General features: G+C 62.1%; 2 protein-coding genes. Both read left to right on the forward strand.

What is annotated here, in order from left to right; genetic code table 11:
• Window positions 1–654 (forward strand): GspE/PulE family protein (locus tag EPO09_RS19015; RefSeq protein ID WP_290645584.1); only part of this gene is annotated, 654 nt, incomplete at its 5' end.
• Window positions 654–1,782 (forward strand): type II secretion system F family protein (locus EPO09_RS19020; protein ID WP_290645586.1); only part of this gene is annotated, 1,129 nt, incomplete at its 3' end. The genes EPO09_RS19015 and EPO09_RS19020, both read left to right, overlap by 1 nt.

Here is a 1,782-nt window from a genome sequence, read left to right on the forward strand (position 1 = left end):
GACCCGGTGGAATACCGTCTGCCCGGCCTCAATCAGGTGCAGGTGATGGAGAAGATCGACCTGGGCTTCGATCGCGTGCTACGTGCTGCTTTGCGGCAAGACCCGGACGTGATCCTGGTGGGCGAAATCCGAGACAAGGCCAACGCTGAAATCGGCCTGCGTGCCGCCATGACAGGCCACTTGGTGCTCTCGACCTTGCACACCAACGACGCGGCTTCAACGCCTGCTCGCCTGATCGACATGGGGGTGCCGCGCTGGATGGTGGCCTTGTCGCTGCAACTGGTGGTGGCGCAGCGCCTGGTACGCACCTTGTGCCAGGCTTGCGCCGTGCCGCATGAACCGACACCGCAGGAGCACACCTGGCTGCGTGGTCTGTTGGGTGCGGATGCCGACAACGCCACCTACAAGTTCGGCAAGGGCTGCCCCGATTGCAATCACTCGGGCTTTCGCGGCCGAACCGGCGTCTACGAGTTCCTGGAGATGAATCTGGGCCTGATCGACGCCCTCAATCACCCCGAGCCTGGCGTGTTTGCCAAGGCGGCCCGTTTGCACATGGGCGGGCACACGCTGCGCCGTGATGCCGCACGCCTGGTGGTGGAGGGACGCACCACCGTTGACGAAGCGATGCGGGTGAGCGCCGAGGTCGACGAATAATGAGTCGCTTCACGTACGTGGCCAAAGGGCCGCACGGCACGATACAAGGCACGCAGGATGCGGCCTCGGCTGCGGCGTTGGCTGGTGAACTTCAAGCCAAAGGTCTGGTGCCGCTCAAGATCACGCCTGATGGCCCCGTCACCCCGAGCGGGGCAGCCAGCGCGCCCAGCGGCGCCATTGCCACGCCGGAGTTCATGAAGCCCAAAGTGCTGCCCATGGACGTGATGATGTTTGCCAAGCAGCTCTACACGCTGTTCAAGGCTGGCGTGCCGATTCTGAGGGCGCTTGCCGGCTTGCAGGAAACCACGCAAAACGTCACGCTCAAGGACGTGCTGCTGGACCTGCGCCGCAATCTGGAGGGCGGGGTTGAGCTGTCGGCCTGCATGGCACAGCACCCCAAGGTTTTTGATGGCTTCTTTGTGGCCATGGTCAAGGTGGGAGAGACCTCGGGCCGCCTGGAAGAGATCTTTCTGCGCCTGTCCGAACACATCGGGTTCGAGCTCTTCATGCGCCAGCAGGTGAAGTCGGCCACACGCTATCCCAGCTTCGTGATCATGGCCATGGTGGGCGCCTTGGGCGTGATCAACATCATGGTGATCCCGGCCTTTGCCAATGTTTTCAAATCGTTGGGCTCCGATCTGCCCCTGCCTACCCAAATCCTGGTGGCAACATCCAATTTCACCATCCAGCACGGCTGGTCCATTCTGGGCAGTGTCGTGGCGAGCTTCTTTGTCTGGCGTCATTGGAAGGGCACGCCTGATGGCAAGCTCTCCTGGGACAGGATCGTGCTGCGCATACCTGTTGTGGGTGACATCGTTACCAAGGCGTCGCTGGCGCGGTTCACGCGGGCTTTTGCTCTGTCTCTGCGCAGCGGGGTACCGCTGGAGCGCGCACTCACCGGTGTGGCGCAAACGGCTGACAACGCCTATTTGACGCAGCAGATTGATCAAATGCGTGACCACATCATGCGCGGCGAGACCCTGGCCCGTGCGGCCGCCAGCACCGGCATCTTCACACCCATGGTGTTGCAGATGATCGCCATTGGCGAGGAAACCGGCATGGTGGACGAGCTGCTTGAAGAGGTTGGGCAACTCTACACAGAAGAGGTGCAGTACTCGCTCAAGACGC

The sequence above is a fragment of the Aquabacterium sp. genome (genome assembly GCF_004297345.1).
Taxonomy (GTDB): Bacteria; Pseudomonadota; Gammaproteobacteria; order Burkholderiales; family Burkholderiaceae_C; genus Aquabacterium.